Origin of the sequence: Streptomyces sp. CWNU-52B, assembly GCF_047444975.1 — a bacterium.
Classification (GTDB): Bacteria; Actinomycetota; Actinomycetes; order Streptomycetales; family Streptomycetaceae; genus Streptomyces.
Map to the genome: position 1 here is coordinate 85,877 of NZ_JBLFJV010000047.1, position 24,635 is coordinate 110,511.

At 70.9% G+C, this 24,635-nt stretch carries 23 protein-coding genes; 9 read left to right on the plus strand and 14 right to left on the minus strand.

The genetic code is table 11. The features are described from left to right. Positions 1 to 43 precede the first annotated feature (43 nt). Together ACLVWQ_RS31650 and ACLVWQ_RS31655 are read left to right on the plus strand one after the other, a co-directional pair. On the plus strand, positions 44 to 1,627 hold the full coding sequence (locus ACLVWQ_RS31650; protein WP_414112664.1) for a GAF domain-containing sensor histidine kinase: 1,584 nt from the start codon (positions 44 to 46) through the stop codon (positions 1,625 to 1,627). 177 nt (positions 1,628 to 1,804) lie between these two features. After that, the gene (locus tag ACLVWQ_RS31655; protein ID WP_414112665.1) at positions 1,805 to 2,881 is read left to right on the plus strand and encodes a M23 family metallopeptidase; all 1,077 of its coding nucleotides are present in this window, start codon (positions 1,805 to 1,807) and stop codon (positions 2,879 to 2,881) included. Between the two features lie 182 nt (positions 2,882 to 3,063). Here ACLVWQ_RS31655 and ACLVWQ_RS31660 read toward each other — a convergent pair whose 3' ends face one another. From ACLVWQ_RS31660 to ACLVWQ_RS31680, 5 genes are all read right to left on the minus strand, one after another. Next, positions 3,064 to 3,933: a Cof-type HAD-IIB family hydrolase gene (locus ACLVWQ_RS31660; protein WP_414112666.1), complete on the minus strand. Its 870-nt coding sequence runs from the start codon at positions 3,931 to 3,933 to the stop codon at positions 3,064 to 3,066. A 129-nt stretch (positions 3,934 to 4,062) separates the two neighbouring features. Then, positions 4,063 to 4,974 (minus strand): LLM class flavin-dependent oxidoreductase, encoded by a 912-nt coding sequence (locus ACLVWQ_RS31665; RefSeq protein WP_414112667.1) that lies wholly within the window; start codon positions 4,972 to 4,974, stop codon positions 4,063 to 4,065. 115 nt (positions 4,975 to 5,089) lie between these two features. After that, positions 5,090 to 5,638 carry an RNA 2'-phosphotransferase gene (locus tag ACLVWQ_RS31670; RefSeq protein ID WP_414112827.1) on the minus strand — a complete coding sequence of 183 codons (549 nt, stop codon included), beginning with the start codon at positions 5,636 to 5,638 and terminating at the stop codon, positions 5,090 to 5,092. A 196-nt stretch (positions 5,639 to 5,834) separates the two neighbouring features. Then, positions 5,835 to 6,779 carry a MerR family transcriptional regulator gene (locus ACLVWQ_RS31675; RefSeq protein ID WP_414112668.1) on the minus strand — a complete coding sequence of 315 codons (945 nt, stop codon included), beginning with the start codon at positions 6,777 to 6,779 and terminating at the stop codon, positions 5,835 to 5,837. A gap of 119 nt (positions 6,780 to 6,898) precedes the next feature. Next, entirely contained in the window at positions 6,899 to 8,665 is a 1,767-nt protein-coding gene (locus ACLVWQ_RS31680) for an SDR family oxidoreductase (RefSeq protein WP_414112669.1), read from the minus strand. 355 nt (positions 8,666 to 9,020) lie between these two features. Between ACLVWQ_RS31680 and ACLVWQ_RS31685 the strand changes: the two genes are divergently transcribed. From ACLVWQ_RS31685 to ACLVWQ_RS31705, 5 genes are all read left to right on the plus strand, one after another. After that, positions 9,021 to 10,034, plus strand: coding sequence for an ABC transporter ATP-binding protein (locus ACLVWQ_RS31685; protein ID WP_414112828.1), 1,014 nt, complete (start codon positions 9,021 to 9,023; stop codon positions 10,032 to 10,034). After that, positions 10,024 to 10,971: an ABC transporter permease gene (locus tag ACLVWQ_RS31690; RefSeq protein ID WP_414112670.1), complete on the plus strand. Its 948-nt coding sequence runs from the start codon at positions 10,024 to 10,026 to the stop codon at positions 10,969 to 10,971. The genes ACLVWQ_RS31685 and ACLVWQ_RS31690 overlap by 11 nt, the downstream gene beginning before the upstream one ends. 58 nt (positions 10,972 to 11,029) lie before the next feature. Continuing rightward, positions 11,030 to 11,941 carry an ABC transporter ATP-binding protein gene (locus ACLVWQ_RS31695; RefSeq protein ID WP_414112671.1) on the plus strand — a complete coding sequence of 304 codons (912 nt, stop codon included), beginning with the start codon at positions 11,030 to 11,032 and terminating at the stop codon, positions 11,939 to 11,941. Positions 11,942 to 11,952: 11 nt separating this feature from the next. Next, positions 11,953 to 12,669, plus strand: coding sequence for an ABC transporter permease (locus tag ACLVWQ_RS31700; RefSeq protein ID WP_414112672.1), 717 nt, complete (start codon positions 11,953 to 11,955; stop codon positions 12,667 to 12,669). Positions 12,670 to 12,805: 136 nt separating this feature from the next. After that, a complete protein-coding gene (locus ACLVWQ_RS31705) occupies positions 12,806 to 13,093 on the plus strand; it encodes a hypothetical protein (RefSeq protein ID WP_414112673.1) in 288 nt (95 codons plus the stop codon). Between the two features lie 389 nt (positions 13,094 to 13,482). Here the strand turns inward: ACLVWQ_RS31705 and ACLVWQ_RS31710 are convergent, their stop codons facing one another. The 9 genes from ACLVWQ_RS31710 to ACLVWQ_RS31750 all read right to left on the minus strand — a co-directional run bounded on the left by ACLVWQ_RS31710 (position 13,483) and on the right by ACLVWQ_RS31750 (position 23,667). Next, positions 13,483 to 14,319, minus strand: a complete 837-nt coding sequence (locus tag ACLVWQ_RS31710) for an HAD family hydrolase (protein WP_414112829.1) — start codon at positions 14,317 to 14,319, stop codon at positions 13,483 to 13,485. Positions 14,320 to 14,345: 26 nt separating this feature from the next. After that, positions 14,346 to 15,623 (minus strand): serine--tRNA ligase, encoded by a 1,278-nt coding sequence (gene serS / locus ACLVWQ_RS31715; protein ID WP_414112674.1) that lies wholly within the window; start codon positions 15,621 to 15,623, stop codon positions 14,346 to 14,348. A 538-nt stretch (positions 15,624 to 16,161) separates the two neighbouring features. Further along, the gene (pheA, locus tag ACLVWQ_RS31720) at positions 16,162 to 17,094 is read right to left on the minus strand and encodes a prephenate dehydratase (RefSeq protein WP_414112675.1); all 933 of its coding nucleotides are present in this window, start codon (positions 17,092 to 17,094) and stop codon (positions 16,162 to 16,164) included. A gap of 68 nt (positions 17,095 to 17,162) precedes the next feature. Beyond that, positions 17,163 to 18,563 (minus strand): iron uptake transporter deferrochelatase/peroxidase subunit, encoded by a 1,401-nt coding sequence (efeB, locus tag ACLVWQ_RS31725; RefSeq protein WP_414112676.1) that lies wholly within the window; start codon positions 18,561 to 18,563, stop codon positions 17,163 to 17,165. A gap of 8 nt (positions 18,564 to 18,571) precedes the next feature. Then, positions 18,572 to 20,509: a copper resistance CopC/CopD family protein gene (locus tag ACLVWQ_RS31730; protein ID WP_414112677.1), complete on the minus strand. Its 1,938-nt coding sequence runs from the start codon at positions 20,507 to 20,509 to the stop codon at positions 18,572 to 18,574. Positions 20,510 to 20,522: 13 nt separating this feature from the next. After that, entirely contained in the window at positions 20,523 to 21,125 is a 603-nt protein-coding gene (locus tag ACLVWQ_RS31735; protein ID WP_414112678.1) for a copper chaperone PCu(A)C, read from the minus strand. After that, positions 21,122 to 21,796, minus strand: coding sequence for an SCO family protein (locus tag ACLVWQ_RS31740; protein WP_414112679.1), 675 nt, complete (start codon positions 21,794 to 21,796; stop codon positions 21,122 to 21,124). Before ACLVWQ_RS31740 ends, ACLVWQ_RS31735 begins: the two co-directional genes overlap by 4 nt. Before the next feature lie 120 nt (positions 21,797 to 21,916). Next, a complete protein-coding gene (locus tag ACLVWQ_RS31745; RefSeq protein ID WP_414112680.1) occupies positions 21,917 to 22,666 on the minus strand; it encodes a YcnI family protein in 750 nt (249 codons plus the stop codon). A 128-nt stretch (positions 22,667 to 22,794) separates the two neighbouring features. After that, positions 22,795 to 23,667, minus strand: a complete 873-nt coding sequence (locus ACLVWQ_RS31750) for a hypothetical protein (RefSeq protein ID WP_414112681.1) — start codon at positions 23,665 to 23,667, stop codon at positions 22,795 to 22,797. A gap of 224 nt (positions 23,668 to 23,891) precedes the next feature. Here ACLVWQ_RS31750 and ACLVWQ_RS31755 point away from each other — a divergent pair, with 224 nt between their 5' ends. Together ACLVWQ_RS31755 and ACLVWQ_RS31760 are read left to right on the plus strand one after the other, a co-directional pair. Next, positions 23,892 to 24,347 (plus strand): ATP-binding protein, encoded by a 456-nt coding sequence (locus tag ACLVWQ_RS31755; RefSeq protein WP_414112682.1) that lies wholly within the window; start codon positions 23,892 to 23,894, stop codon positions 24,345 to 24,347. Positions 24,348 to 24,486: 139 nt separating this feature from the next. After that, on the plus strand, positions 24,487 to 24,624 hold the full coding sequence (locus ACLVWQ_RS31760) for a hypothetical protein (RefSeq protein ID WP_414112683.1): 138 nt from the start codon (positions 24,487 to 24,489) through the stop codon (positions 24,622 to 24,624). Positions 24,625 to 24,635: the final 11 nt, after the last annotated feature.

Sequence of the window (24,635 nt, forward strand, 5' to 3'; positions counted from 1 at the left end):
GGTTCGACTTTCCCTGACAAATGGGACTAACTAGGCTCGGTGCATGTCAGCCGAGCCGGGCCCCGATGGCGCCCCGAACCCAGACGACGTACCGCGGGTGCTGGAGGCGATGCGGGCGGTGGGCAGCGGGCTGCACCTGCGGTCCACGCTGGAACGCATCTGTGAGACCGCGGCGGAGCTGGCGCAGGCACGGTACGCGGCGGTCGGACTCGCGGCGGAGTGCGGGGACGGGCTCGCCGAACGCGCGGGCGAGGACACCGATCCGGAGGCGGTCCGGTGGATCGGGCGGCTGCCGGACGGGCCCGAGGGAACCCGCCGTCCGCCGACGGCCGCCGGCTTCATGGGGGTCCCCATCCGCGTGCGCGGTGAGAACGTGGGCACCCTCTACCTCGCAGAGAAGCGCGACGGAGGCCCGTTCGGCGAGCACGACCTCGACACGGTGCGCGTCCTGGCGCGTGAGGCGGGCATCGCCCTGGGCAACGCGCGCCTGTACACCGCCGCCAAGCGGCGGGAGCGCTGGATCGACGGATCCGTGGCCGTCACCACCGCGCTGCTCTCCGGAGGGGACGCCGACGAAGCCCTCCAAGTGGTCGCGGAACAGGCCCGCCGGCTCTCGGACTCGATGGCGGGACTCGTGCTGCTGCCCGCCGCCGAGGGCGGCCTGGAGATCGTCGCCGTCGCGTCCGAGCAGCCGGTGAGATCGCTGGGTCTGGTCGTGCCGCCCGAGAACGCGGTGGTGGGCGACCTCCTCGCGGGCCAGTCCGTGTTCGTCGAGGACGCGGCCTCCGACCCGCGGATGGTCACCGACCTCGCCCGCGGGTTCGGACCGACGATGCTCCTGCCCCTCCAGAGCGGCGACCGGGTCCTGGGCACCCTCGTCATGGCGCGAGCGGCAGGCGCGCGTACGTTCACCGACACCGAACGCACCCTGGCGACGCAGTTCGCCTCACAGGCCGCGCTCGCGCTGATGATGGCCGAGGCACACCGGGACCGGGAGCGGCTCGCGGTCTTCGAGGACCGCGACCGGATCGCCCGTGACCTGCACGACCTCGTCATTCAACGGCTGTTCTCCACCGGCATGGTGCTGGAGAGCGCACAGCGCCGGTCCGTGCTGCCAGAGGTGCGGAAGGGCGTCGGCAAGGCGGTCGACGAACTCGACGTCACCATCCAGGAGATCCGTACGGCCATCTTCGCCCTCCAGCAGGGACCGGCGGAGTTCCCGACCGGGCTGCGGACGCGCGTCCTGCGTGAGCTCAACATGGCCGCCGTACCGCTCGGCTTCAAGCCGTCACACCGTTTTGTCGGTCCCGTCGACACGGTGGTCGGTGAACTCACGGCCAAGAACCTCATCGCGGCCCTCCGCGAAGCCCTGTCCAACGCGTTCCGGCACGCGAGGGCGTCCCGTATCGACGTCACCGTGGACGCGACGGTGCGGCTTCCGGACGGGAAGTCAGGAGTCCGCCTGACGGTCGCGGACGACGGCGTCGGCATCCCCGAAGGGGGCAGGCGCAGCGGGCTGAAGAACCTGAAGCGGCGCGCGGAGTCGCTCGGCGGGAACAGCTGGTACGGGCCGGGGCCAGGACAGGACGGCGGCGGTACGGAGGTGGTCTGGGAGGCGCCGTACTGAACGGGAAGGCGCCGTGAACGAGAAGGCGCCGCGGCGAACCAGGGAGCAGGGCGCGCCGAAGTGATCCGGAAAAGCCCCCTGTTCGGCCCAGCGCAGTGGTCCGTCCGTGCCGACCGCTCCCCCAGGTGTACGACTTGAACAGGACCGGAGCGGTCCGCGCGCGACACGATCCATGTCATGCGCTCACGTCGTCGCCGTAGTCCCCTGCTCCTCCCGGTGCTGTTGTGCGCGGTGGCCGCCCTGGTGGCCCCGCCCACGGCGGCCACCGGGGACGACGGCGGCTCCGACACCTCCGACGGCGGCGACAGTTCCGGCGGAGTCGGCGCCGAGGTCGTACGGCTGTACAAGGACGCGGCACTGGCGACACAGCAGTACGAGGCGGGGCGCCGCGAGGCCGAGTCGCAGCGGGGCCGGGCGCAGCGACTGGAGCGGCTGCTCGCACGGGAGCGGCAGGACATCGCGGTGCTGCACGGGGACCTCGGCCGCATCGCGCGGGCCCAGTACCGCAACGGCGGAGGACTTCCGCAGACCGCGCAGCTGCTGCTCGCGGAGAGCCCCGAGGAACTGATGCGCGGTCAGCACGCGGTCTGGCAGGCGGATCTGGCGGTCAACAACGCGGTCACCAAGAGCCGCCGGGCCGAGCGCAGGCTCGCCGCCGACGAGGCGAGGGCGGCGTCCGCGTGGCAGGCGCTGGAGCGCCGCAACGGAGAACTCGCCGAGATCAAGCGGGGGATCGAGCGGAAGCTGGAGGCGGCCCAGGGGACGCTCCAGGGACAGGCGAACGCCTCGGCCGCCGCCGGTGCCTGCCGGGGCGCCGTCAGGCTCGACCAGCCGCCCACGGCCTTCACCCAGCCGTGGGTCCCGCCGGTGGAGACGTACTCGCTCTCCGCGGGGTTCGGCAGCGGTGGTGCGCGCTGGGCGAGCCGGCACACCGGGCAGGACTTCGCGGTGGCCATCGGCACGCCGGTGCGTGCGGTGGGCGAGGGGCGGGTGGTGAAGGTGTCGTGCGGTGGCCCGTACGGCATCGAGGTCGTGGTGGAGCACGCCGGGGGCTACTACACGCAGTACGCCCACCTGGCCGCCGTCACCGTGGACCAGGGAGAGCGGGTGGCCGGCGGGCAGTGGGTCGGCCAGTCGGGCACGACCGGCAACTCGACGGGGCCGCACCTGCACTTCGAGGTACGACTGACCCCGCAGTCGGGTTCGGGGGTCGATCCGCGGGAGTGGCTCGCCGCGCGGGGAGTCCAGTTGTAGGAGCCGGGAGCCGGGAGCCGGGAGCCGGGAGCCGGGAGCCGGGAGCCGGACCGGCTGCGAGATCGGGTTGGCTGCGAGGGGCGGACCGACCGCCGCCTGGAACACCTTGGCGCACTGCTCCGGGCGGCAAGCGCTTCTGCGCCTACCGTTTCCTACCGCGATTCCTGCTGGTTCGTGCCGATCTACCGGTGCCGCGCGAGTATCCGCTCGATCACGACGGCCACCCCGTCCTCCGTGTTGGCGGCCGTGCGTCCGGACGCCGCGGCGATCACATCGGGGTGCGCGTTGCCCATCGCGTACGACGTGCCCGCCCAGGTGAGCATCTCCACGTCGTTCGGCATGTCACCGAACGCGACGACCTCTTCCTGCGAGATGCCCCGCTCGGCGCAGCACAGCGCGAGGGTGCTGGCCTTCGAGACGCCGGGACCGCTGATCTCCAGCAGCGCGCTCGGGCTGGACCGGGTCACGTTGGCCCGGTCGCCGATGGCCAGCCGGGCGGTCATGAGGAAGTCGTCCGGGGCTATCTCGTGGTGGTACGCGAGGATCTTGAGCACCGGCTCATCGGCGCCCGGTGCGTCCGGCGCGAGGAGTTTCTCGGCGGGCGCGAGGGTGTCGGGAGCCTCCAGGTGCAGCTTCGGATAGGCCGGCTCCTGGTAGAAGCCGTACGTCTGCTCGATGGCGAAGACGGTCCCCGGCGCGGCGTCACGCAGCAGCCGCACGGCGTCGAGCGCGTTCTCCCGCGCGAGTTCCCGGACCTTGACGAAACGGTGGGCGCCGGGGCCGCCGTGCAGATCGACCACGGCGGCGCCGTTTCCGCAGATGGCAAGGCCGTGACCGTGGACGTGGTCGCTGACGACGTCCATCCAGCGGGCCGGACGCCCGGTCACGAAGAAGACCTCGATGCCGGCCTCCTCGGCGGCGGCCAGCGCGGCCACCGTGCGCGGGGAGACGGACTTGTCGTCGTGCAGCAGGGTGCCGTCGAGGTCCGTGGCGATCAGGCGGGTCGGGAGGGGGGAGGCCGGGATCCCGGGCCGTCGGGTCGCTGAGGTCACCGCTCCATTCTCCCGTATCCGCCTGCACGGACGTGCGGCGGTCCGCACAGGTGAGTGACATGGGCCCCCACCTGGACCTTTACGAGCCGCCGTGGGCAGCTCTGGCGCCGTGCGGGTGCCGCGGCGGTGTCAGCCGAGCTGTGCGACCGCCTCCGTCGCGATGCGTTCGAAGGTCTTCTGGTCCGCCGCGAAGTCGGAGTCCGGGATGGGCCAGTGGATCACGATGTCGGTGAAGCCCAGCTCCGCGTAGCGGCCCGCGAAGTCGACGAACGCGTCGAGGGACTCCAGCGGCCTGCCGCGGTCCGGGGTGAAACCGGTGAGCAGGACCTTGTCGAGCCCGTCCACGTCGCGGCCGGCGGTCTCGCACGCGGCGGTCAGCTTCTCCACCTGGCCGCGCACGGCGTCCACCGACTGCTCGGGCGTGCCCGCCTCGAAGAGCTTCGGGTCGCCGGTGGTCACCCACGCCTGCCCGTGCTCGGCGGCGAGCTTCAGCCCGCGCGGCCCGGTGGCGGCGACCGCGAAGGGCAGCCGGGGCCGCTGGACACAGCCGGGGATGTTGTAGGCCTCGCGCGCCGAGTAGAACGTGCCGTCGTACGAGACGGTGTCCTCGGTGAGCAGCCGGTCGAGCAGCGGTACGAATTCGGCGAAGCGGTCGGCCCGCTCGCGCGGCGTCCACGGCTCCTCGCCGGTGCGCAGCAGGGTCGTGGCGTCGAAGCCGGAACCGCCGGCGCCGATGCCCAGCGTGATCCGGCCACCGGAGATGTCGTCGAGCGAGATCAGTTCCTTGGCGAGGGGCACCGGGTGCCGGAAGTTCGGGGAGGTCACCAGTGTGCCGAGGCGCAGCCGGTCGGTGGCGCCCGCGGCGGCGGTCAGCGTCGGGACGGCGCCGAACCAGGGACCCTCGCGGAACGTCCGCCACGCCAGGTGGTCGTACGTGAAGGCGGTGTGGAACCCGAGCTGCTCGGCGCGCTGCCAGGTGGAGCGCCCTCCCTCGTGCCAGCGGAGGTACGGCAGGATCACGGTGCTCAGGCGCAGACTCATGCGGCAGAGCCTAAGTGCAGCCGGTTCGCCGTGCGGCCCCGGCGGTGGCCCCAGCACGTGACGCCGGTGCGTGACCCCAGCGCGTGGTCCCACTACGTGGCCTCAGCGCGCGGCCTCAGTGCGTGGCCGGAAACCGCAGGTAGCGCGGCGGGACGGCGGCCGTGAGCCAGACGCCGTTGGCGCTGACCCTGAAGACATGGCCGGCGCGGTCCATGGCCCCGGCGTCCACGGAGAGCACCACGGGGCGGCCGCGGCGGGCTCCGACGCGGAACGCGGTCTCGCGGTCGGCCGAGAGGTGCACGTCGTGCCGGTTCATGGGCCGCAGCCCCTCGGCGCGGATCGCGTCCAGACTGCGGGCGACGGTGCCGTGACAGAGGTACGCGGGCGGGGTCGCCGGCGGCAGTCCCAGGTCGACCTCCACGGAGTGGCCCTGGCTGGCGCGGATCCGGGTGCCCTCGATCGCGAAGCGCCGCTTGTCGTTGTGGGCCACCACATGGTCGAGCTCGTCCCGGGTGAACCGGAAGCCGTGTGCGGCGGCCGCGGTCATCAACGTGCCGATCTCGACCCAGCCGCCCTCGTCGAGCGTGAGCCCGATCCGCTCGGGCTGATGCCGCAGATGCTTCGAGAGGTACTTGGACACCTTCACGGTGCGTCGCTCGTCCACACCGCTCCTGGTCACACCGCTCCTGGTCACACCGCGCGGGGGCGCGTCGCTTTCCGGCGGTTCACTTTCGTTCATCACGCCAGGGTGCACGGAGAGACGTTGATCACGCATTTGATTTTGCCCAGAGGTTTGATCCACAGCCAAATGCGTTATCCACAGGCTCAGTTGGAGAATCTGTGGACAACTGGTCGACACTTCACGGTGGTTCGTCAACTTTGGCCGTCCGATGGCCCTTTGCGGCAAGTGCGTCCAAGGCGCGGGCCCGCACCTCGCGTTCGGCGGCCAGCGCGATGAACTCGGCCGCGTGTCCGGCGCCGACCAGCCCTTCCACGACGGACATTGTCGTCGCCGGGACCACCACGGTCCGGGTCTCCTCCGTGTCCGGACGGGGCTGCTCCACCCCGAGGTGCCGACGCAGCTGCCGGTGGGCGAACAGCTGCATGGCGCGCGCCAGTTCGGCGTCCACCGTCTGCTGTGCGAGCGGCCGCAGCCGGCGTACGAGCGAGGCGGCCTCCGCGGCGGCGGCGTCGCTCGGTGGACGGTCACCGAGATACCGGGCGAAGACATGGTCGGCCGTGAACTCCAGGAAGCGCGTGGCGATGTGCTCGACCTGCCCCCTCAACTCCCGCAGATGGCCGCAGATCGCGGACAGCGGGACACCGGCCTCGTACAACTCGGCTGCCACCGCCAGCTCCTGGGGGCTCGGCACGAGGAACGTGTCCTCCTGCCCCGGAATCCGTTCGAGCACCCCCAGCTCGACGGCCTCGGCCACCGCCGCGTCGTCCTGGTCGCCGCCGAACCGCGCGCCGAGCTCGGCCCGCGAGATACGGACCGCCTCCTCGTCCGTCCATGGCCCGTCGACCTCCGCGACCAGACCGAGCACCCCGCCGAGGCCGCGCCCCGCGTCCCAGGCGTCCAGGAGTTCCTTGATGGAGGCCAGGGTGTAACCGCGGTCCAGCAGCTCCGCGATCTGCCGTAGCCGGGCCAGATGCGTGTGCGCGTAGACGTTGGCGCGACCGCGCCGCTCGGGGCGGGGGAGCAGCCCACGGTCCTGATAGGCGCGGATCGTCCGGACCGTGGCGCCACTGTGGTGCGCCAGGTCCTCGATCCGGTACGCGACACCGGCCGGCTGGTCGGTCACTGTCCCTGCCCTTCCGGATCCCGTCCCTTTCCGGATCCCGTTCCCTTCCGGATCCCCGTCCCCTACCGGGTCCCCGCCGGTACGCGATGTCTACGAGGGCGTGATGGTGCGGTGCCCTGTCACAGCGGTGGATTCATCCGGGCGATCGCGCGCAGAGCCCGGGGAGCCAGACGGGACAGGAGACGGCCACCGCGGGCCTCCGCCGTCACCGGTACCACCGCCCGGTTGTGCACGACGGCCCGCACGACGGCCGCGGCGACCTTCTCCGGCGGGTAGCCGCGCAGCCCGTACAGCAGGGCGGACTTCGTCCGGCGCCGCTTCTCCTCGGCGGCGTCGACTCCCGTGAAGCGGGCCGTCGAGGTGATCGCGGTGTTGACGAACCCGGGGCAGATCGCCGAGACGCCGATGTCCTGGCCCGCCAGTTCGGCACGCAGGCACTCGCTGAGCATCAGCACCGCCGCCTTGGAGGTGCTGTAGGCGGGCAGCACCTTCGACGGCAGATACGCGGCCGCCGACGCGGTGTTGACGATGTGCCCGCCCTGCCCGCGCTCGGCCATCTGCTTCCCGAACACCCGGCAGCCGTGGATCACACCCCACAGGTTGACGTCGAGGACGTTGCGCCAGTCCTCCGCGGTGGTGTCGAGGAAGGAGCCGGACATACCGATCCCCGCGTTGTTCACCAGGACGTCGACCACCCCGTACTCGGCGGCGACCTTCGCGGCGAGCTGTTCCATGGCCTGCTCGTCGGAGACGTCGACCGTCTCGGCCCAGGCCTCCGGGGAGCCGGCGAGACGGGACAGCTCCGCGGTGCGCGCCGCGCTCGGGGCGTCCCGGTCGACGGCCACCACGCGCGCGCCCGCCTCGGCGAACGCCACGGCGGTGGCCCGTCCTATGCCGCTGCCGGCGCCGGTGACCAGTACGAGCTGCCCGCCGAAGCGGTCGGCGTGCGGGCCGCGCGCCGCGGGAGCCGGTCGCCCGCCCTCGGTCGCGGTCACGAACTCCGTGATCCAGGCGGCCACCTGGTCGGGCCGGGTGCGCGGGATCCAGTGCTTCGCCGGGAGGGTGCGGCGCACCAGCCGCGGGGCCCACAGCTCCAGTTCGTCGTAGAGCTGCTCCGACAGGAACGCGTCCCCCAGGGGCGTGATGAGCTGCACGGGCGCGTGCGCGTACGCGTCGGTGCGCGGCTCGCGCAGGCGTGGACGGACGTTGTCGCGGTACAGCCACGCGCCATGAGCCGCGTCCTTGGGCAGCGACGAGGTCGGATAGCCGTCCGCGGGGACCTTCTCCAGCCGGCGCAGGATCTTCGGCCACTGTCTGCCGAGAGGGCCGCGCCAGGCCAGTTCGGGCAGGACGGGGGTGTGCAGCAGGTACACGTACCAGGACTTGGCGCCCTGGCCGAGCAGTTGACCGACCCGGCGGGGCGTGGGACGGGACACGCGCTTCTTCAGCCAGTGCCCGAAGTGGTCGAGGGACGGACCCGACATCGACGTGAAGGAGGCGATCCGGCCCTTCGTGCGCGGGACCGTGGTGAACTCCCAGCCCTGCACCGAACCCCAGTCGTGGCCCACCAGATGGACGGGCCGGTCCGGGCTCACCGCGTCCACGACCGCCAGGAAGTCGTCCGTCAGCTTCTCCAGGGTGAATCCGCCGCGCAGGGGCCGGGGCGCGGTGGACCTGCCGTGGCCGCGCACGTCGTACAGCACCACGTGGAAGCGCTCCGACAGGCGCCCGGCGACCTGTGACCACACCTCTTTGGAGTCCGGATAGCCGTGCACGAGCACCACCGTGGGCTGCGCGGGATCGCCCCACTCGGCGACGCACAGGTCGACTCCGCCCGTACGCACCCGGCGCTCGCGCGCGCCCGACGGGACCACTGCTGAGGTCATGCCACCGTCCGTTCCAAGCCGACTGCCGTGTGCGCCCGCAACCTGACACTGATGAATGTGACCATTGTTGGAGGCTGCGTCAATAGGCGTCGCGCGGCCTGTGGACAACGGCGCCGATGGGGACAACCACGTCGAACGGGACGGGACGGGCTGGGCCGGGCTGGTCCCGTCCCGGTCCCGGGGCCGGAGCAGGAGCAGGAGCGGAAGCAGGAGGAGTAAGAGCGGGAACGGCACTCGCCGGTTGTTCGACCTGAGGGGGACCCCTACGGGCCCGTACGACTGGAGAGTGACGGCGATACAGCTCCCAGGTCTGACGACTCGGTGTGGCCTGCGCCACTACCTTCGAATCGTGACTGTGATCGCGACCGAAAGCCTGAGCAAGCGGTTCCCCAGGGTGACCGCTCTTGACCGGCTCTCCGTGGACGTCGGACCCGGTGTGACCGGACTCGTCGGAGCCAACGGAGCCGGCAAGTCCACACTGATCAAGATCCTGCTGGGGCTGTCCCCCGCCACCGAGGGCCGCGCCGCGGTGCTCGGACTCGATGTCGCCACCAAGGGCGGCGACATCCGTGAGCGCGTCGGATACATGCCCGAGCACGACTGCCTGCCGCCGGACGTCTCGGCCACCGAGTTCGTCGTCCACATGGCGCGCATGTCCGGCCTGCCCCCGGCGGCGGCCCGTGAGCGCACCGCGGACACGCTGCGCCACGTCGGCCTCTACGAGGAGCGGTATCGCCCCATCGGCGGCTACTCGACAGGGATGAAGCAGCGCGTCAAGCTCGCCCAGGCGCTGGTCCACGACCCGCAGCTGGTCTTCCTCGACGAGCCTACGAACGGCCTCGACCCGGTCGGGCGCGACGAGATGCTCGGCCTGATCCGCCGCATCCACACCGACTTCGGCATCTCCGTGCTGGTCACCTCGCACCTGCTGGGCGAGCTGGAGCGCACCTGCGACCACGTCGTCGTCATCGACGGCGGCAAGCTCCTGCGGTCCAGCTCCACCACGGACTTCACCCAGCGCACGGCGATCCTCGCGGTGGAGGTCACCGACACGGACGAGCACCCGGACGGCACCGGCGCACTGCGCGAGGTGCTCCACGCGCGCGGGATCGACACCCACGACGGCAGCGGACTGCCGGGCGCGGGCCACATCCTCCTGCTCACCGCGCAGGGCGAGGAGACGTACGACCTCGTACGGGACGTCGTCGCCGACCTGGGCCTTGGCCTGGTCCGCATGGAGCAGCGCAGGCACCACATCGCGGAGGTCTTCACGGACAGCGACGAACAGGCAGCCAGGGACGCCGAAGCACAGGCGGTCCTGAAGGACGGCGACGAACAGCGGAAGGAGGCGGTCGGCCATGGCGGTTGAGCAGCCCCGGACACAGGTCCCCACACAGGCCTCGGCCCAGGTCCCGGCTCCGGCCCACGCGGGTGAGCAGACCCGGATCCACAACATCGGCTACCGCAACTACGACGGCCCCCGCCTGGGGCGCGCGTACGCCCGCCGCTCCCTCTACTCGCAGTCCCTGCGCGGCGCGTACGGCCTCGGCCGCTCGGCGAAGACCAAAGTGCTGCCGATGCTGCTCTTCGTGGTGATGTGCGTCCCCGCGCTGATCATGGTCGCGGTCACCGTCGCCACCGACCTGAAGGACCTGCCCGTCGAGTACACGCGCTACGCGGTCATCATGCAGGCCGTCATCGGTCTGTACGTCGCCTCCCAGGGACCGCAGGCCGTCTCCCGCGACCTGCGCTTCAAGACCGTCCCGCTGTACTTCTCGCGCCCCATCGAGACCGCCGACTACGTACGCGCCAAGTACGCGGCCCTGGCCTCGGCGCTGTTCATGCTCACCGCCGCACCCCTGCTCGTGCTCTATGTGGGCGCGCTGCTGGCCAAACTCGACTTCATCGACCAGACCAAGGGCTTCGCACAAGGGCTCGTCTCCGTGGCACTGCTCTCCCTGCTCTTCGCCGGCATCGGCCTGGTCATCTCGGCGATCACCCCGCGCCGAGGCTTCGGTATCGCCGCCGTCATCGCCGTGCTGACCATCTCCTACGGGGCGGTGTCCACCGTCCAGGCCATCGCCTACGACCAGTCCAGCTCCGACGCGATCGCCTGGCTCGGGTTCTTCTCGCCCATCACCCTGATCGACGGAGTGCAGACCGCCTTCCTGGGCGCCTCGTCCGCCTTCCCCGGCGGTGCGGGCCCCTCGACCGGAGAGGGCGTCGTCTATCTGCTCGTCGTCCTCGCACTCGTCGCGGGCTGCTACGGCCTCCTGATGCGCCGCTACCGAAAGGTCGGACTGTGAGGACCGCGACCGCCCGCCCGTCGTCCGCCACCACCCTTCCAAGGAATGGGCCGCGCCCATGAGCACTCTCACCATCGACCACGTCTCACGCTGGTTCGGCAACGTGGTGGCCGTCAACGACATCACCATGACCATCGGCCCGGGTGTCACAGGACTGCTCGGCCCCAACGGCGCCGGAAAGTCCACCCTCATCAACATGATGGGCGGCTTCCTGGCCCCCTCCACCGGCTCCGTCGCCCTGGACTCCAAGCCGACCTGGCGCAACGAGGACATCTACCGGCAGATCGGGATCGTCCCCGAGCGCGAGGCGATGTACGACTTCCTCACCGGCCGCGAGTTCGTCGTCGCCAACGCCGAGTTGCACGGCCTCGGCGAGAAGGCCGCGCACCGGGCGCTGGCCACGGTCGAGATGGAGTACGCGCAGGACCGGAAGATCTCGACGTACTCCAAAGGCATGCGCCAGCGCGTGAAGATGGCCTCCGCGCTCGTCCACAACCCGTCGCTGCTGCTGCTCGACGAACCTTTCAACGGCATGGACCCGCGCCAGCGCATGCAACTCATGGACCTGCTGCGCCGCATGGGCGACGAGGGCCGCACGGTCCTCTTCTCGTCGCACATCCTGGAGGAGGTCGAGCAACTCGCCTCGCACATCGAGGTGATCGTCGCCGGACGGCACGCGGCCAGCGGCGACTTCCGCCGGATCCGCCGCCTGATGACCGACCGCCCGCACCGCTATCTGGTCCGCTCCAGCGATGACCGCGCGCTCGCGGCCGCGCTCATCGCCGACCCGTCGACGTCCGGCATCGAGGTGGATCTCCAGGAGGGCGCACTGCGCATCCAGGCCGTCGACTTCCCACGTTTCACGGCACTGCTGCCGCGGGTGGCTCGCGACCACGGCATCCGGCTGCTCACGGTCTCGCCTTCCGACGAGTCCCTCGAGTCCGTCTTCTCGTATCTCGTCGCGGCGTAGGAGGCCGAAAGATGTACGACCCCACAGTCGCCCGGCTCACCTACCGAGGTCTCCTCGGCCGCCGCCGGGCCCTCATCCTGGGCGCACTGCCCGTTCTGCTGATCGTCATCTCCGTGGCCGTACGCGGCTTCACGGGCGCCGACGACCAGGTGGCCGCGGACGTCCTCGGCGGGTTCGCGCTCGCCACGATGGTGCCCATCATCGGCGTCATCGCGGGCACCGGAGCGATCGGCCCCGAGATCGACGACGGCTCGGTCGTCTACCTGCTCGCCAAGCCGATCAAGCGCCCCACGATCATCTTCACCAAGCTGATCGTCGCCGTCGCCGTGACCATGGTGTTCTCGGCGGTACCGACCTTCGTCGCCGGGCTGATCCTCAACGGCAACGGCCAGCAGATCGCCGTCGCCTACACCGTGGCCGCGCTGGTCGCCTCCATCGCGTACGCGGCGCTCTTCCTGCTGTTCGGCACCATCACCCGGCACGCCGTGGTCTTCGGACTCGTCTACGCCCTCGTGTGGGAGGCGCTCTTCGGGTCGCTGGTCGCCGGGGCGAAGACGCTCAGCGTGCAGCAGTGGGCGCTCGCGGTGGGCCACAAGGTGTCCGGGGATCTCGTCACCTCGGACGTGGGCCTCATCACCGGCACGGTGCTGCTGGTCGCGGTGACGGTCGCCGCCACCTGGTTCGCCGGTCAGAAACTGCGGACGCTGACACTGGCCGGCGAGGAGTAGGCCCCGCCGCCCTCGCGTCGGGGCGTCGGAGCGGCTCCACGCGCGCGTGGAGCCGCAGCCATTTGTGATCTTGAAGCCGGTTTTATCCGTGTCACGGCACACTTGTCCGAGGGGATGCGACGAGGAGGAACGGGGAATGGCAGCGAAGACACCACGCGGCGCGGGGCAGGACCCCGGCGAAGACGGGGAAGGGCGGGGTAAGGCCCCCGAGGAGGGCTGGGACGACGAACTCGTAGCCGGCGAACTCGTACTGGACGAGGACTTCATCCGCTCCGCCGGTACGGCCGAGCCGTCCGCGCGCGCCCGTATGCTCGCGGCCCGCTGGCGCGAGGGCGGCCCCGACCCGCAGCCCTGGCGCTCCGACGAGCCGCCGGCAGGGTGGTTCTTCAGCAAGGCACGGCGTCGCGGGTGGCGCCGCCGCTGATCGTCCCGGGGCCGATCAGCGAACGATTCGTGGCCGATCCGGGGTGATCCGTCCCCGCCCGGGTTCCCTGCTTCCCGCCCCCGGCCCCTCGCCGCCCCCGTCTCCGGCCCCGGCCTTGTCCGGTTTTATTCGGTGGCGTCCGACTCGGCCCACGGGCACAGTGGTGATGTCCAGGTCGCCGGATTTCTCCGGCGCCACAGTCCGGGAGAGGAGCACGACGGCGCCCGTCAGCGGCGGTCCGTCGAGCTTCCGGCAGGACAGCGTGCGGGCTCCGGAGCAGTTACCCCTCCGTCGAGTCCACCCCGCACGGGGAGCTGTCCGGGGCGGCCGTTTCGAGCGCGCACCTTGGCGCGGGCCGCCCACCCGGAGGGCTGTCGTCCTTCGAGCCCTCAGCCGAGCAGCTTCTCCAGGACCACAGCGATCCCGTCCTCGTCGTTCGAGAGGGTGATCTCGTTCGCCACGGCCTTGAGCGACTCGTGGGCGTTGGCCATCGCCACGCCGTGTGCCGACCAGGCGAACATCGGGATGTCGTTCGGCATGTCGCCGAAGGCGATCGTGTCGGCGGCCTTCACACCGAGGCGGCGGGCCGCCAGGGAGAGCCCCGTGGCCTTCGACAGCCCGAGCGGCAGGATCTCCACGATGCCCTCGCCCGCCATCACGATGCTCACCAGACCGCCCGCCGCCGCCCGCGCCGCGGACGCCAGTTCGTCGTCGGTGAGACGGGGATGCTGGATGTACATCTTGGTCAGGGGCGCGGCCCAGACCTCGGCCACGTCGGTGAACGGGACGGACTGCAGCAGACCCTGCACCCGGTAGCCGGGCCCGACCAGGACGTCGCCGTCGAGGCCGTCACGGCTCGCGGCGAGGGCCAGCGGGCCGACCTCCGCCTCGATCTTGGCGAGCGCGAGCCCCGCCACCTGCCGGTCGAGAGTCACCGAGGTGAGCAGCCGGTGCGCCCCGGCGTCGTAGAGCTGTGCGCCCTGACCGCACACCGCGAGTCCCTCGTATCCGAGGTCGTCGAGGATGTGCCGGGTCCAGGGGACCGCCCGCCCGGTGACGACGAGGTGCGCGGCACCCGCCGCGGTGGCCGCGACGAGTGCCTCACGCGTGCGCGGCGAGACCGTGTCGTCGGAGCGCAGCAACGTTCCGTCGAGATCGGTCGCGACGAGCTTGTACGGAAATCCCCCGGCCGGCCCGGCTGGTCCGGACGACCCGGTGGAGCTGATCGAGCCGGTCGGCCCGGTGGTGCCGGTCACTTGGCGATCGGCTCCAGCAGCTCACGGCCGCCCAGGTACGGACGGAGCACCTCGGGCACCCGTACGGAACCGTCGGGCAGCTGGTGGTTCTCCAGGAGCGCCACGATCGTGCGCGGGACGGCGCACAGTGTGCCGTTCAGCGTCGCGAGCGGCTGCACCTTCTTGCCGTCCCGCATACGCACCGAAAGACGACGCGCCTGGAAGCCGTCGCAGTTCGAGGCCGAGGTCAGCTCGCGGTACTTGCCCTGGGTCGGGATCCACGCCTCGCAGTCGAACTTGCGCGAGGCGGACGAGCCCAGGTCGCCCGACGCCACGTCGATGACCTGGAAGGGCAGCCCCAGACCGGTCAGCCACTGCTTCTCCCAGTCGAGGAGCCGCTGGTGCTCGTTCTCCGCGTCCTCGGGGTCGACGTACGAGAACATCTCGACCTTGTCGAACTGGTGCACGCGGAAGATGCCCCGGGTGTCCTTGCCGTACGTGCCGGCCTCGCGGCGGAAGCACGGCGAGAAGCCCGCGTAGCGCAGCGGCAGCTTGTCGGCGTCGAGGATCTCGTCCATGTGGTACGCCGCGAGCGGGACCTCGGAGGTGCCGACCAGGTAGTAGTCGTCCTTCTCCAGGTGGTACACGTTCTCCGCGGCCTGGCCGAGGAAGCCGGTGCCCTCCATGGCGCGCGGGCGGACCAGCGCCGGGGTCAGCATCGGGATGAAGCCGGCCTCGGTGGCCTGCGCGATCGCCGCGTTGACGAGCGCGAGCTCCAGGAGCGCGCCGACACCGGTGAGGTAGTAGAAGCGCGAGCCCGACACCTTGGCGCCGCGCTCGACGTCGATGGCGCCCAGCGCCTCGCCGAGCTCCAGGTGGTCCTTGGGCTCGAAGCCCTCGGCGCCGAAGTCGCGGATCGTGCCGTGCGTCTCCAGGACGACGAAGTCCTCCTCGCCGCCGACCGGGACGTCCGGGTGCACGAGGTTGCCGAGCTGCTGGAGGAGACGCTTGGTCTCCTCGTCCGCCTCGTGCTGCTCGGCGTCGGCCGTCTTCACGTCGGAGGCGAGCCGGCCGGCCTTCTGGAGCAGTTCGGCCTTCTCGTCGCCCGAGGCCTTGGGGATGAGCTTGCCGAGCGCCTTCTGCTCGGAGCGCAGCTCGTCGAAGCGGACGCCGGACGACCTGCGCCGCTCGTCGGCGGAGAGAAGGGAGTCGACGAGCGCGACGTCCTCTCCACGGGCGCGCTGGGAGGCGCGAACACGGTCGGGGTCCTCACGGAGCAGGCGAAGGTCAATCACCCCGCAAGGCTACCGGTGCGAGGTTCCGGGACACGACCCGGTATTCCGATCTGCCGTATCTGTCATGGTTTGGCGGCATTTTTTGATTCGCGTGGATTGTGCCCATTCGCGTCAATCGAAAAGGGCCAGGCCCCCCGGAAAGAAGCAGGCGGGCTGTGACGTGTTGACTCGATTCCCTTGTGGATCAAGGGACTTGGAGTGGGGGTTGTCCACAGGAATCCACATCCAGGAAAGTTATCCACAGGCTGTGCGAAAGATCTGTGGACATCGGAAGTGATCGTTTCGAAAACCCCGTCCAGGACGAGGAATTCCCGAGCCAAACCCTCCCTACACCCACGTTCGAGTGGAAATGTCTCCCTCTAAGGGATTGCTCCCAGGAAACAGGTGGACGAGGGGTGACCTGCGGGGCTGTGGACGCAGTGGTGAGCCGTAGGCCGATTTGTCGACCGAATCACACTTCGTTGTCGACTTGTCCCCAGGTCGAGAAGACATCCTGTGGATAACTCTGTGGACAGAGAAAATCTGCAGGTAGGACCGACTAGAAACGGCCGTCCTGGCACCGGGCCAGCCAGTCCGAGGCCGCCGCGAACTCGGAGTCCGACGTACCGGCCCGCGGTGCGCGCATGTCCTGGGGATCGACGTCCGCCTGCGGATAGGACCCGAGGAACCGCACCTTCGGGCAGACCCGCTTGAGCCCCATCAGCGCCTCGGCCACCCGGCGGTCCGAGATGTGCCCCTCCGCGTCGACGGCGAAGCAGTAGTTGCCGATGCCCTCGCCGGTCGGCCGGGACTGCAGCAGCATCAGGTTGACCCCGCGGACGGCGAACTCCTGGAGCAGTTCCAGCAGGGCACCGGGGTGGTCGTCGCGCTGCCAGATGACCACGGACGTCTTGTCCGCGCCGGTCGGCGCCGCGGGCCGGGCGGGCTTGCCCACCAGGACGAACCGGGTCTGCGCGTTCTCCGCGTCGTGGATCTCGGTCTCCAGCGCCTCCAGGCCGTACCGCGCCGCCGCGAACTCGCCCGCGAAGGCCGCGTCGTAGCGCCCCTCCTGGACCAGCCGGGCGCCGTCCGCGTTGGAGGCCGCCGACTCCCAGACGACGTCGGGGAGGTTCTTCCGCATCCAGTTGCGCACCTGCGGCTGGGCGGCCGGGTGCGCGCTGACCGTCTTGATGTCGGACATCTTCGTGCCGGGGCGGACCAGCAGCGCGAAGGTGATCGAGAGGAGCACCTCGCGGTAGATCATCAGCGGCTCGCCGACGGCCAGCTGGTCGATCGTGGTGGTGATGCCGCCCTCCACCGAGTTCTCGATCGGCACGAACGCGGCCTCGGCCTCGCCGGCCCGTACGGCGTCGAGCGCCGCGGGGACGGACACCATCGGGACGAGCTGCCGGGTGGCGGACTCCGGAAGAGTCCGCAGGGCCACCTCGGTGAAGGTGCCCTCGGGGCCGAGATACGCGTAGCTGGCTGGCATGGCCTCACCCTAATGGGCCTTGCGGAACGCGGCTCACGCTTCCGCCACCTCGCCCCGCGAAGCTGATCTCATCCCTCCAGCAGCTTCTGCCCCACGTACTCCCCCTCCGCCGCCCCGCCCGGCACCGCGAACAGGCCGCTCGACTCATGGCGGATGAAGGTGGACAGGGCGTCCCCGCGATCGAGCTTGCGCTGCACGGGGACGAAGCCACGCAGCGGGTCGGCCTGCCAGCAGACGAAGAGCAGCCCCGCGTCCGGCACCCCGTCCGCGTCGATGCCGTCGTGGAAGGAGAAGGGCCGGCGGAGCATCGCCGCGCCGCCGTTCTCGTCGGGCCGGGTGATCCGGGCGTGCGCGTTGATCGGGACGACCAGCTTGCCGTCGGCACCGGTCTTCTCCAGGTCCATCGCGGTCGTCTCGGTGCCGCCGGACAGCGGCGCCCCGTCGGACTTCCGGCGCCCGATCACGCCCTCCTGGTCCTTGACCGAGAGCTGCTCCCAGTCGTCGAGGAGCATCCGGATACGGCGTACGACGGCGTACGAGCCGCCCGCCATCCAGGACGGGGCACCCGCGCCGGCCGGATCACCCGCGTCCGGTACGAAGATCCGCCGGTCGAAGTCGGACTCCGACGGCTCGGGATTACGGGTGCCGTCGATCTGCCCCATCAGATTGCGGGCCGTCAAGGGGCGGGCGGTGGCGCCGGGCGAGCGGTTGAAGCCGTTCATCTGCCAGCGCACCCTGGCCGCCCGGCCCGCGTCCCGCTGGATCGCGCGCAGGGCGTGGAAGGCGACGAGGGAGTCGTTCGCGCCGATCTGGACCCACAGGTCGCCGTTGCTGCGGGCCTTGTCGAGGTGGTCCGAGGAGAAGTCGGGCAGCGGGTCGAGGGCGATGGGGCGCTGCTTCGCCAGTCCCGTACGGGCGAAGAAGCTGTGGCCGAAGCCGAAGGTGACTGTGAGGGACGAGGGCCCGGCGTCGCGCGCCACGTCCGTGTCGTCGCTCGTGGACGCCTCGCCCGCCATCAGCCGCCGGGCGGTCGTCGACCAGCGCCGCAGCAGGGCGGCGGCCTCCTTGCGGCCGGCGCCCGCCGCCAGGTCGAAGGCGACGAGATGGCCGCGGGCCTGCAGGGCGGTCGTGATGCCCGGCTGATGTTTCCCGTGAAACATCACCTCGTCCGCGCCGAGCGAGCTGAGGAGCGCGGTCCGGTCGGCGGAGGGGGCGGCGGCGTACCCGGCGGCTCCGCCCGCCGCGCCGAGCGCGAGACCCGTGGCACCGGCGGTGCCGAGCAGGCGCCGACGCGAGACGGCGCCGGCGCGCCTGGCGGCGGGCTGCCGTGCCTCCGGGGGAACGGCAGCCTCGGGGGAGCCCTTCTCGGCGGTCTTGGAGATCTCCGAAGTCTCCGAAGTCTCCGAAACGGGCTGCGAGGGCTGTGATGGTGGTGATGGTTGTGCGGGATGTGTGGGCTGTTCAGCCATGGTGTCGTTCAGCCGATCTGCGCGTTCTTGTCCACGGTCACCTGGTCGATGTCGGACGTGCGCACGGTCACCGCGATCTGCCAGTTGCCCGCCATCGGGATCTGCACCCCGCTCGCCGTCCAGTGTCCGGTGGCGATGCGGTCGGGGACCACGGGCAGCGGTCCGATGTCCTTGGCCTTGAGGGTGAAGGCGACCTTGACCTCGGGGATGTCGAAGGCCTTGCCGTTCGGCCGCTCCACGTAGACGTGCATGTCGTTGCCGCCGACGCGGGCCGGGTCCATCTCGACCCGGGCTATCCCCTTGCCGTCCTGACTGCCCGTGTCGAAGGGGATGTCCAGCGACAGCAGCGCCCCGCTGGCCTGTTCCGAGGTGGCGGCGGTGGCGGCCTTCGCCTCCTCCTCCGTACGCCCCGGTTCGGTGGAGGTGAGCACGGTGGTGACGGCCAGCAGGACGACCGCGACGCCCGCCTCGGCGAGCACCGAGTGGCGCAGGCCCGAGCGGAGCGGGTCCGCGTCGCGCAGGCGCTTCTCGCGCGCGGTGGCCACCGCGGCCCGCTGCCGGGCCAGCTGGGTGGCCCGCTTGCCGCCGCCACCGCCGCCGGCTCCCTTCGCCCCCTTCGAACCCGCCGATGCCTTCGTGGCCTGCGAGCTCTTCGAGCTCTTCGAGCTCTTGGACGTCGAGGCCCCGACCGAGGCCTTCACCAGTTCCTTGGCGGGCGTCCGGGCCAGTCGGCCGGTCCAGCGCCGCGAGATCCACGCGATGCCGACGAGGACGACCACCAGGCCGATCTTGACCAGCAGCAGCTGTCCGTACCCGGTTCCCGTGAGGGCCGACCAGGAGCCGACCTGGCGCCACGACTGGTAGATCCCGGTGACGACCAGGACGGCCACGCTGCCGAACGCGATCTGGGAGAAGCGCTGTACGGCCGACCGGTCGAGGGACGGCGCCGGCGCGCGGTAGAGCGCCACCAGCAGCGTCGACAGACCGCCGAGCCAGACCGCGACGGCGAGCAGATGCAGCACGTCGGCGGGCATGGCGACACCGGTCTGGAGACCGGTCGAGGCGTGCTCGGCCATCGCCCAGGTCGCGGCGAGACCGGCCGCCACGACGAACCCGCCGATGGCGAGCCCGAAGGTCAGGTCGTTCTTCTCCTCGTCGTCCTCGCGCTTCTCGTACGCCCCGAACAGCACGGCGATGAACAGCGCGGCCGCGGCGAGCAGCAGCAGCCGCGAGACCAGGGCGGCGCCTGTCTTGGTCTGCAGCACCTGGCTGAGCAGGTTCAGGTCGAAGACGTCCCCGACCTTCCCCGAGCCGGTGTACGACCCGCGCAGCAACAGCATGGCGAGGGTGGCCCCGGTCAGGGCGAGCCACCCCGAGACCACGAGCCGCTGCACCGCCCGTACGCCGGTGCCGCCCTGCCAGCAGGCCAGTACGAAGGCCGAACCGCCGACGAGGAGAATGAATCCCGCGTACGAGACATAGCGGGCGAAACCGTAGAGGCCGCCCACCACGCCGCCGCCGACCTCCTGGTCGGACACGGCGACGGAAGTCTTCGAGGGCGCCCCGATGGAGAAGGTGAAGGCGCCGGAGACGGGATGGCTGTCCGCCGACACCACCTGGTAGGTGACGGTGAACGTGCCGTCGGGCAGGCCGGAGTGCAGCTTGACCGAGTACGAGTTGCCGCCCTGTCCGGACGTCTTGCCGGTGTCGACGCGCTTGCCCTTGGGGTCGAGCACGCGCACCGAGTCGTCGGACATCGCGACCTGCTCGGAGAAGGTGAGCGACACCTGGGCGGGTGCCTCGTCGACCACCGCTCCCTGCTGGGGGTCGCTTCCGGTCAGTGCGGCGTGCGCGGAGACGGGCGCGGCCCCGACGAGGAGCGCGCCGGTGACGGCGAGGAGCAGCAACAGCAGTGTCCGGACACGGGGAGCGATGGTCTGACTCAACGTGGTCCCTCCCTCAGCGGTGCGACGTCTTGGACGAGTGCTTGGACGTACGTGACGAGTGTTTGGACGAGTGCCTGGACGAACCGTGGTCCGAGTCCTGCCCTGAGCCCTGGCCCGAGCCCGTGGACGATCCCGTCGTCGCCGGCGGCTGGTAGGTGGCGGACTTCACCGGCATCTCGACCGTGATCGGCGCGGACTTCGTGAAGCGCAGTTCCAGGGACACGGTGTCGCCCTCCTTCGGCTTGCGCTTCAGCTTCTCGAACATGAGGTGGTCGCCACCGCTCTCCAGGACGAGCTTGCCGTGGGCCGGGACGGCGAGGTCCTCGACCTGCTCCATCGACTGCCCGGCCGTCGTGTGGAGGGTGACCTCGCCCGCGATGTCGCTGGTGACGGAGGACAGCCGGTCGCCCGCGCCGCCGTCGTTGGCGATGACCAGGAAGCCGGCCGCCATGGAGTCCGAGACCGGCTGCGGCATGTAGGCGGAGCCCACCGACAGCCCGTCCCCCGACGTGTCGGAGTCGGAGTCGGAGCCCCCGCAGCCCGCCAGGGTCAGGGCGGCGGCCAGGACGAGGGCGGCCGCGGACGCCGTACGAGCGGACGCCGTGCGACGGGTCACGGCTTCGCGCCCTTGATCAGCGCGGGCAGATCCTTGGTGTAGTCGTCGACGGTGGCGTCCTCGCCGTACAGCACGTACCCGCCGTCCGTCTTCGGGGAGAAGGCGATGACCTGCGTGCCGTGCATGGAGACGACCTTGCCGTCCTTGTCCTTCGTCGGTGCCTCGATGGAGATGCCCAGGGTCCGGGCACCCGCCTGGATCGTGTCGAAGGAACCGGTCAGGCCGACGACGTCCGGGTCGATGCCCTTGAGCCACTTGCCGAGCGCCGCGGAGGTGTCCCGCTCCGGGTCGGTGGTGACGAACACGACGCGGAGCGAGTCCTTCTCGGCCTGGGACAGCTTCTTGTCCTGGGCCAGTTGCTTCTTGGCGACGGCGATGTTGTTCATCGTCAGGGGGCAGACGTCGGGGCAGTTGGTGTAGCCGAAGTAGACCAGCGTCGGCTTGCCCTCGGTCGCCTCGCGGAGGTCGTACTTCTTGCCGTGTGTGTCGGTGAGGACGAGGTCCGGCTTCTCGAACGGCTTGTCGAGGACGGTGGCGGCCTTGTCCGCGCCGGCCTCGGCGGACACCTCGGCGACAGCGTTGCCACTGTCGCTGTCCCCGCTTCCGCAGGCGGAAAGGGTCAGAGCGGCCGCGGCGAACAGAGCGGCCGCGGCGTACGTCTTCTTGCGCATAGTGCATTCTCCCGGGGACGCCGCGCCCGGCCGCTGAGGCACGGGCCCGGAACCCCGGCCGCTGAACGATCGGCCGGGGGTCCCGGTGGGGCGTCCTACGTTGGGTCGGTAGGGCTGGATTTAAGCGGTGGTACGCCGACGGCCGGCGAGGACGCCGAACGCCACGCCCGCCACGCCGACGACGATGCCCACGACGCCCAGGACGCGGGCCGTGGTGTCGCTGCTGTCGCCGGAGGCGGCCTCGGTCGAGGTGCTGGCGGCGGCCTTCGCGTCGTCGCCCTTCTCGGTGTCGGCGGCGGTGTCGTCGGAGGCGGCGGCCCCGTGGTGGTCGTCGGTGGCGGCGGACAGCGCGAGCACCGGAGCCGGCGTCTCGGGCTCCTCCTCGCCGTCCTTCTGCGTCTCGATCCAGCGCACGACCTCGTCGTTGGAGTACGTCTGGATGGCCTTGAAGACCAGTTCGTCGGTGTCCTCGGGGAGCGCGCCGATGGAGAGCGGGAACTTCTGGAAGAAGCCGGGCTGGATGCCCTTGCCGTCCGCGGTCCAGGTGACCTTGGTGATGGCCTCGTTGATCTTCTCGCCGTGCAGTTCGAGCGGCTTGTCGAGCTTGGACTTGGTGACCTTGACGTTCCAGCCGGCGACGGGCTGCGGCATGACCGAGGCGAGCGGGTGGTCGGCCGGGAAGTTGATCTCCAGTTTGGTGGTCGAGGCCTTGTCGCGCTCGTTCGGCACCTTGAAGTTGACCGTCGCGTAACCGCCCTTGGCGGCCGTGCCCTCGGGCGACACGCTGACGTGCGCGAACGCGGGGCCGGACAGGACGAGGACGGCGGAGGCGGCGACGACACCGGTCGCGGCGATACGAGAAGCCTTCATGGCGGGAAACACTTCGCTTTCAGCACTGGTTCGGTGAGGAACGGGGATTGCGCGCGTGAAGGAGCGGGCACGCGCGCGTGCCGCACGACGGCACCCCTGGAGTGATACGTCCGAAGCGGTGTGCCGTGTCAGGCGGCGAGGAGGAATGCCTCGCCGGCCGGCGGACCGCGCCGGACGACCGAGTGCTGAAGAGCGGTGGTACGCGGGAGTGGTGGCTCGTTCCCCCCTGTGCGCGGTGCGCCCGGCACCGCGGGGGTCACTCCGGGCAGGCCCGCCAGCAGAACGCGTACGAGCGCCAGGGCTCCGCGCAGGGAGGCGAGGGCACCCTGCGTCACCCCGTGCGCCGAGAGCCGCAGGAGGCGCCGAAGGGCGATGTCCCCGCGGCGCAGCAGCCACCCGGTGGCGACGGCGGCGAGCACATGGCCGAGGAGCATCGGCAGCGACGGCAGCACGGACGCCGGCATTCCGACGGCGGTGGACAGGGCGCCGGCCTGCTCGTGCAGGGCGTGCGCGCCGCCCGCGTCCATGTCCATGCTGCCCGTGCCGCTCGTACCGACGCCGACGCTTCCGCTGACGTCGACGTCGCCGCTCGTGTCGAGCTGTGCGTCGGCGAGGATCCGCTGCGCCTGGGCGGGGCTGAGCGTCGCGATGGACGCACCGCACACCAGCCGGGCGGCCCGGGTCACCAGCGAGGTGTCCACGCCCGTGGACGAGGCGGCCGGCGTGCCGTGCTGCCCGAGTCCGAAGAGTGTGTGCAGCACCGTCTGGCCGGTCGCGAGGAGCACCGTGATGCCCGGCAGCGAGCGCTCGCGCCCGGCGAGCGGTGCCGCGACGGCGAAGACGGCGAGGAATCCCGCGCCGAGCGACCACAGGGGGACCGTCGCGCAGGAGACGATGGAGTGACCTGCCGCGGCCAGCACGACACAGACGGCGGTGAACACCGCGGCCCTCAGGACCCGGAGATCACCTCCGGTGCGCGCGCGCTGGTGGTGAGCAGTCATGGCGGGGTCATCATCGCACTGGCCCTACCCGCTCCATACGGCAGGTCCACAAGATGACGTACGGTCCGGAAGAGTGCGTTCTGGCATGAGAAGCCCGTACATACACCGGCAGATGGCCTCGGCATATCCCCCTTATGGGCGGCATCACGTCGCGGGCACGCTTACATCCGGTGCGCGGCGGCAATACGTATCGGTATGTCGAGCCGCGGCCAGGAGGCTGGAGCATGAGCATTTGGTGGTCCCTCCATCTCCGGCGTGAGGCGGCGAGCGTTCCGCTCGCCCGGCGCCTGCTGATCGGCACGATGGAGTCCGCGGGGGTGGATCCTGACATCTCCTACGACATCTCCGTCGCGCTGAGCGAGGCCTGCGCCAACGCCGTCGAGCACGGAGGCGACGCGGTACGGGGAGAACCCACCGAGGCCTACCGGGTCACGGCCTATCTGGACGGCGAGAAGTGCCGGATCGAAGTGACCGACTCCGGCCCCGGGTTCCCCTCGGGGCGGGGCCGTGCGCCCCTGCGGCCCTCCCACACCGACGCCGAGAACGGCCGGGGCCTGTGTCTGATCCAGGAACTGGCCGACCACGTCCACATCGGCAACAGCTCCCTCAGGGGCGGGGCCGTGGTCAGCTTCGACAAGATCCTCAAGTGGCGCGAGGGCACACCGCTGCTCGCCGGCTGACCCTCCCGGGGACGGCTGACGGCCCTCCCGGCCCCACGAGGGCGGCGTTTTCCCGCCGAATTCAGCTTTCCCGGCATTCTCAGGGCGCTCACAGCTTCCACCCATGTCCCTGACGGCCGGCCTCCCTAGGTTTCCCGTCATGACGGGAAACCACGAAGGAACGAGCATCACGCGGCGCCGCGTGATCGCGCTCACCGGCGGCACGGCCACGGCCGCGGCCGGCGGGCTGGCGCTCGTCGGCTACCAGGCCGTCTTCGCTTCTTCCTCGTGCTCGTAAGGAGCCATGGT